The 5414-nt window shown below is 64.2% G+C and carries 3 protein-coding genes; 2 read left to right on the top strand and 1 reads right to left on the bottom strand.

Features of this window, described 5'->3' with window-relative positions; genetic code table 11:
• The first annotated feature begins 274 nt into the window (after positions 1–274).
• Both QOC89_RS12995 and QOC89_RS12990 read left to right on the top strand, forming a co-directional pair.
• Positions 275–1108: a DeoR/GlpR family DNA-binding transcription regulator gene (locus QOC89_RS12995; RefSeq protein WP_323045378.1), complete on the top strand. Its 834-nt coding sequence runs from the start codon at positions 275–277 to the stop codon at positions 1106–1108.
• A gap of 382 nt (positions 1109–1490) precedes the next feature.
• Positions 1491–4982: a DEAD/DEAH box helicase gene (locus QOC89_RS12990; protein WP_323045377.1), complete on the top strand. Its 3492-nt coding sequence runs from the start codon at positions 1491–1493 to the stop codon at positions 4980–4982.
• 97 nt (positions 4983–5079) lie between these two features.
• Here QOC89_RS12990 and QOC89_RS12985 read toward each other — a convergent pair whose 3' ends face one another.
• Positions 5080–5412, bottom strand: coding sequence for a type II toxin-antitoxin system HicB family antitoxin (locus QOC89_RS12985; protein ID WP_323045376.1), 333 nt, complete (start codon positions 5410–5412; stop codon positions 5080–5082).
• Positions 5413–5414: the final 2 nt, after the last annotated feature.

The following is a 5414-nucleotide window of genomic DNA, read 5'->3' as shown; positions in this document are numbered from 1 at the left end:
CCCCCGATGATGACGACGCGGGCCTGCAGGGGGATCGATGTGGACATGTGTGGAAATTGGTTGAGTTGACCGTGGTAGATTGCAACAAAATCTGGCAAAAAGCAACGAATCCAGATGGGGCGGCAAGGGGACCAAAACAGGTCAAACACTGGCGGAAGTGAAAGCGGGGGAGCTTTAACGTAGGTGTGTGGGATTGTATGGAAATGCGTTGAGATTTCTTGGTGAACCATGAGGTGTTTGCTAAACTGGCCGCCACCGTCCCGGATTCCGCTCCATGTTCTCCACTCAACGCCAAGCCGAAATCCTGCGGCTCGTGCGCGAGCAACGCACCTGCACGATCACTGATCTCGCCGGCCGCTTCGAGGTTTCCGACGAGACGATCCGCCGCAATATCAAACCGCTGATCGCCGATGGTCTGCTCATCAAGGTCCACGGCGGCATCATGCTGCCCGAGCGCCTCGACGAGCCGCCGTTCCAGCGGCGCATGGTGGCAAGCCGCGCGGGCAAGCAGGCGATCGGTGCGCGCATCGGCGAACTCGTGCGGGACGGCGACTCGCTGATCCTCGAGGGCGGCACCACCTGTCTGCATATCGCGCAGGCACTGACGGCGCGCTCGCGGCTCACAGTGGTAACCAATTCCATCGAAGTGGCCCGCGTGCTCGCGCCGCGCAACGGCAATCGGGTGTTTATCGCAGGCGGTGAACTGCGTGCCGACGACTCCGCCGCCTTCGGCGACAGCGTACTGACCTTTCTGCGGCAGTTCCACGTGCGCTACGCGATCGTCTCGGTCACCGCCGTCGACATGCAGGGCCGCTTCATGGACGCGCTGCCGGCCGACGTGGCGTTTTCGCTCGCCGCCTTTGCGCAGGCTGAGCGGCGCGTGGTCGCGGCGGATCATGCGAAATTCGGTCACAGCGCGCTGGTACATGCTTTCGGCCCGGATGCGGTCGATCTGCTGGTGACCGATGAGGCGCCGGCTCCCGCGCTGGCGCAAGTGTTTGCTGCCGCTGGGCTGGAAGTTAGTGTTGGGGCGTTTGCGAGCGGCAATGCAGAGTCAGGTGGCGAAGACGGCGGTGCAGGCCATTCTGCGATCGGCCGCTCGCGATAAGGCTGCCGGCCCGCTGAATGGCGATGCTTCGCGGCGTGACCAACACTTAAGTGGACCGCGGGCTGGGGAGAGCGCGGACCCATTGGCCCCTGCGTCCCGGCCAGATCGAGCCGAGCCAACCAGGCCGAGCAAACCAGGCCGAGCAAACCAGGCCGAGCAAACCAGGCGGAGCCAACCAGGCGGAGCAAACCCGGCTTTCCCGCCCCCGACGGCCTCCCAAACCCCTCTCCACAGCCAATTGCGTCCAACGCGTAAAATGGCGGGTTACCACGGCAATCCATGCTGGACTGGAACTGCGCGGACAGGCGTCATTGGTCGCCCGGCGCGCTGCATCTGGATCCGCGGATAGCAGCCTCGCCGGCTTGAAAAGGAATGGACCCTGATGTCGTCAGTTTTCTTTGATCGGGAACGGATTACGGAATGGCTCGGTGACCAGACTGTCGCCAAGGCGCGTTCGGTCGGCGCCGTGACGAATGTGAAATGGCACGGCGCCACGCTCAGCGGCTACGTGCAAGGCACACGGGTATTGCCCTACCACACGCGAGTGCGCTTTCGTACCGATGGCGGCGCACCGTGGGCACAGAGCGACTGCAGTTGCCCAGTCGGCCGCAACTGCAAGCATGTCGCCGCGTTGCTGCTCGCCGAACTCGACTATCACGACGAGATGGACCACATCACCAACGTCGACATCGAGTCCGATGAGCATCCGTCTGTCAGTGACCCTCGGATACGGCCGGCAAACGCGGTGCGGTCGCCGTCCGGCGTACGCCCCGAACTGGTCAGCTGGCTGGAGCGTTTTCGCGCGCGCGCCGAGGCTGCCGATGCGCTTGCCCAGAAGGCAGGCGCCGCGCGCACCCAAACGCTGGCCTACCTCCTGAACTGGTCCAACTTCCACATGCGTCATGAGGTCGTGTTGTACCGGGCGCGTTGCAATCCGGACGGAACGATTGTCGAAGTCGACGAGCCGTGGGGCAATGTGGAAGCGGCCCTGCTCAAGCAACCCAAATTCGTCTCCGACGAAGACCTGTCGATCCTGCGCGGCCTGTGGCTGGGCCGTTCCCGCGAGGACTTCGGTCAGTTCATTCTGCGCGGGACGGGCGGCGCGGAGATGCTGCAAAAGCTGATCGCCACCGGACGCCTGTTCTTCGAGCTCAAACCGGCGCCCGGCCACGAGGGGCCGACTCCGCTGTCGCGCGGAGCCGACCGGCCAGGGCGGATCGAATGGGAGCCGCTGGCGGACGAGCGCCTGCGGCCCGTGCTGTGCACCGAGCCGCGCGCCACCATGGTGCTGCCCACCGAGCCGATCTGGTACGTGGATGGCGTCGCGAATGAAGCGGGCATCGTCGAGTCATCGTTGCCGTTCCAGCAGTTGCCCGATTACCTCGCCATGCCGCCGATCTCGCTCGCAGAAGCGCCGCTGGTCGCCTCGGTGTTGCGCGAGATCGCGCCCGATCTGCCGCTGCCGCCTACGCACGACACTTCCTCGATCCGCGTGATCGACGTCGATCCCGTGCCGGTGCTCACGCTCAACAGCCATGCGCTGCCGTCCGCGGTCAAGGCCGGGCAGCGCAAGTCCGAGGCGGTTGAACTGGCCGGCGTCAGCTTCGACTACGACGGCGTCAGCATCAACGTCGACAGCAGCGTCACGCTCGTGCCGGTGCCCGGCGGCGACGTCATCCATATCCGCCGACGCTACGAAGCCGAAAAGAAACGCCTGCTCGAACTGCGCAAGACCGGGCTGCAGAAGGTCCCGACTAGCCGTGTGTACGCGTCGCGTCTTCTGCCTGACACGATGCTCGGCCTGCCCGACGCCGAATCCTGGTCCGCCTTCGTCAACGACGCCGTGCCTGAGCTCGTCAGCAAGGGCTGGCGCGTGACGATGGCGCCGGAGTTCCGCTACAACATCATCGAGATCGACGCGATCGACGGCACCGCGCAGCAGGCCGGCGACGGCTGGTTCGATCTGGAGATGGGCATTCGCATCGGCGAACGCAATGTGCGGCTCGAGCCGCTGCTCGCCGATCTGTTCCGGCGCGACCGGCGCTGGCTCGGCGGCGCGCTCGAAGCCATCGCCGATCACGAGCCGATCGAACTGAAGACCGAGGAAAACAAGCGTCTGCGTCTGCGTGCCGACCGCCTCAAACCGGTGGTGCGCGTGCTGGTCGACCTGTTCGACGCACTCGGCGGTGCGTTGGCCGACGGCGCGCCGCTGCGCGTGCCTTCGGTCGATGCGGGCCGGCTCGAAGCATTGAACAGCACGGGCCGTTGGCAATTCCAGGGCGACGATTCGATCCGCCAGTTGGCGCGACGTCTGCAGGCTGGTCCCGGTTTGCGTGAGGTGCCGGTGCCGCGCGGCCTGAAGGCGGAGCTGCGCGCGTATCAGCAGCAGGGTCTGAACTGGATGCAGTTTCTGCGCGAGCACGATCTGGCCGGCGTGCTGGCCGACGACATGGGTCTCGGCAAGACCGTGCAGACGCTCGCGCACATTCTCGCGGAGAAAGAAGCCGGACGGCTCGACCGTCCCGCGCTGATCGTCGTGCCGACCACGCTCGTGCACAACTGGCGCGAGGAAGCGCGGCGCTTCGCGCCCGATCTGAAAGTCCTGGTATTGAACGGCCCGCAGCGCAAGGAGCGTTTCGAGCAGATCCGCGAGCACGAACTGATTCTCACGACTTATGCGCTGTTGTGGCGCGATCAGAAGGTGCTCGCCGAGCACGACTATCACCTGCTGATCCTCGACGAGGCACAGTACGTCAAGAATGCGACCACCAAAGCCGCGCAGGCGATTCGCGGCTTGCGCGCACGGCATCGGCTGTGTTTGACGGGGACGCCGCTGGAGAATCACCTCGGCGAGTTGTGGTCGCAGTTCGACTTTCTGTTGCCGGGCTTTCTTGGCAGCCAGAAAGATTTCACCAAACGCTGGCGCAATCCTATCGAGAAGAACGGCGACGGTGTGCGCCGCGCGTTGCTGGCGCGCCGCATCCGGCCGTTCATGCTGCGCCGTCGGAAGGACGAGGTGGCGAAGGAGTTGCCGGCCAAGACCACGATCGTCTGTTCGGTCGATCTGGAAGGCGCGCAGCGCGATCTCTACGAAACGGTGCGTACGGCAATGCAGGAGCGGGTGCGTGCGGCGGTCAGTGCGCAGGGCCTCGCGCGCAGCCACATTATCGTGCTCGACGCGTTGCTGAAGCTGCGCCAGGTTTGCTGCGATCCGCGTCTCGTGCGGAAAATCAAGGTCGACGAGAACCCGGACGAGCCGGCCGAAAAACCAACTGAAAAACGCGGCAAAGCGAGCAAGGCGGAGAAAGCCGACAAAGCAGAGAAGAGCGTGCGCGTCACGCGTTCGGCCAAGCTCGATTTGCTGCTGTCCATGCTGCCTGAATTGATCGAGGAAGGACGGCGCGTGTTGCTGTTCTCGCAGTTCACCGGCATGTTGGCGCTGATTGCAGAGGCGCTCGAGGAAGCCGCGATTCCCTATGTCATCCTGACCGGCGACACGGCGGACCGCGTCACGCCGGTCGAACGCTTCCAGCAGGGCGAGGTGCCGCTGTTCCTGATCAGCCTGAAGGCCGGCGGCGTGGGCTTGAACCTGACCGCCGCCGACACGGTGATTCACTACGACCCGTGGTGGAATCCGGCTGCCGAGAATCAGGCGACCGACCGTGCGCATCGGCTGGGGCAGGACAAGCCGGTGTTTGTCTACAAGCTGATTGCCGCGGGTAGCATCGAGGAAAAGATTGTGGCGTTGCAGGAGCAGAAGGCGGGACTCGCCGACAGCATTCTCTCCGAAGACGCCGCCGGCGCCACCAAGTTCTCGGACGACGATCTCGACGCACTATTCGCGCCGATGCCCGAGATTGAAAGCGGGCGATAAGGAGCGAGGGCGGCAGCTTGTCTGGAGCGTGGGTGTCGAATGGTTGGCGTTCCACGTCACACGTGACGAATACGCGGCGCGGATGGTTGACGCTGTTTCAGGCGTGCGCCGCACGCGCCAGCACTTCGTCGACCCATTGGTTGATGCTCTTGCCAGCAGCGGCCGCGGCGATCCCGACCGCGGCGTGCACCTCGGGCCGAATGCGCAGCATTAACTTGCCGGACGCGGGCTTTTGCGGATCGCGTCCGGTTTTCGCGCAGTCTTCCAGGTAGTGATCGACCGCCTGATGAAAATCATCGGTTAGTTCGGTCACCGTTTCCCCGTGGAAGCTGATCCGTTCGGAAACGCCGAGCACACGCCCGACAAAAATGTTCTCACGCGCATCGAATTCAACTCGCGCGAAATAGCCTTTGTACGTCATCGAATTCATCA

This window comes from Paraburkholderia sp. (assembly GCF_034668105.1).
GTDB lineage: Bacteria > Pseudomonadota > Gammaproteobacteria > Burkholderiales > Burkholderiaceae > Paraburkholderia.
This window is presented reverse-complemented; position numbering and strand designations above follow the sequence as displayed.

Coding starts and splice junctions, on each gene's coding strand:
- QOC89_RS12995 (WP_323045378.1), top strand. CDS start 275: ATGTTCTCCACTCAACGCCAAGCCGAAATCCTGCGGCTCGTGCGCGAG.
- QOC89_RS12990 (WP_323045377.1), top strand. CDS start 1,491: ATGTCGTCAGTTTTCTTTGATCGGGAACGGATTACGGAATGGCTCGGT.
- QOC89_RS12985 (WP_323045376.1), bottom strand. CDS start 5,412: ATGAATTCGATGACGTACAAAGGCTATTTCGCGCGAGTTGAATTCGAT.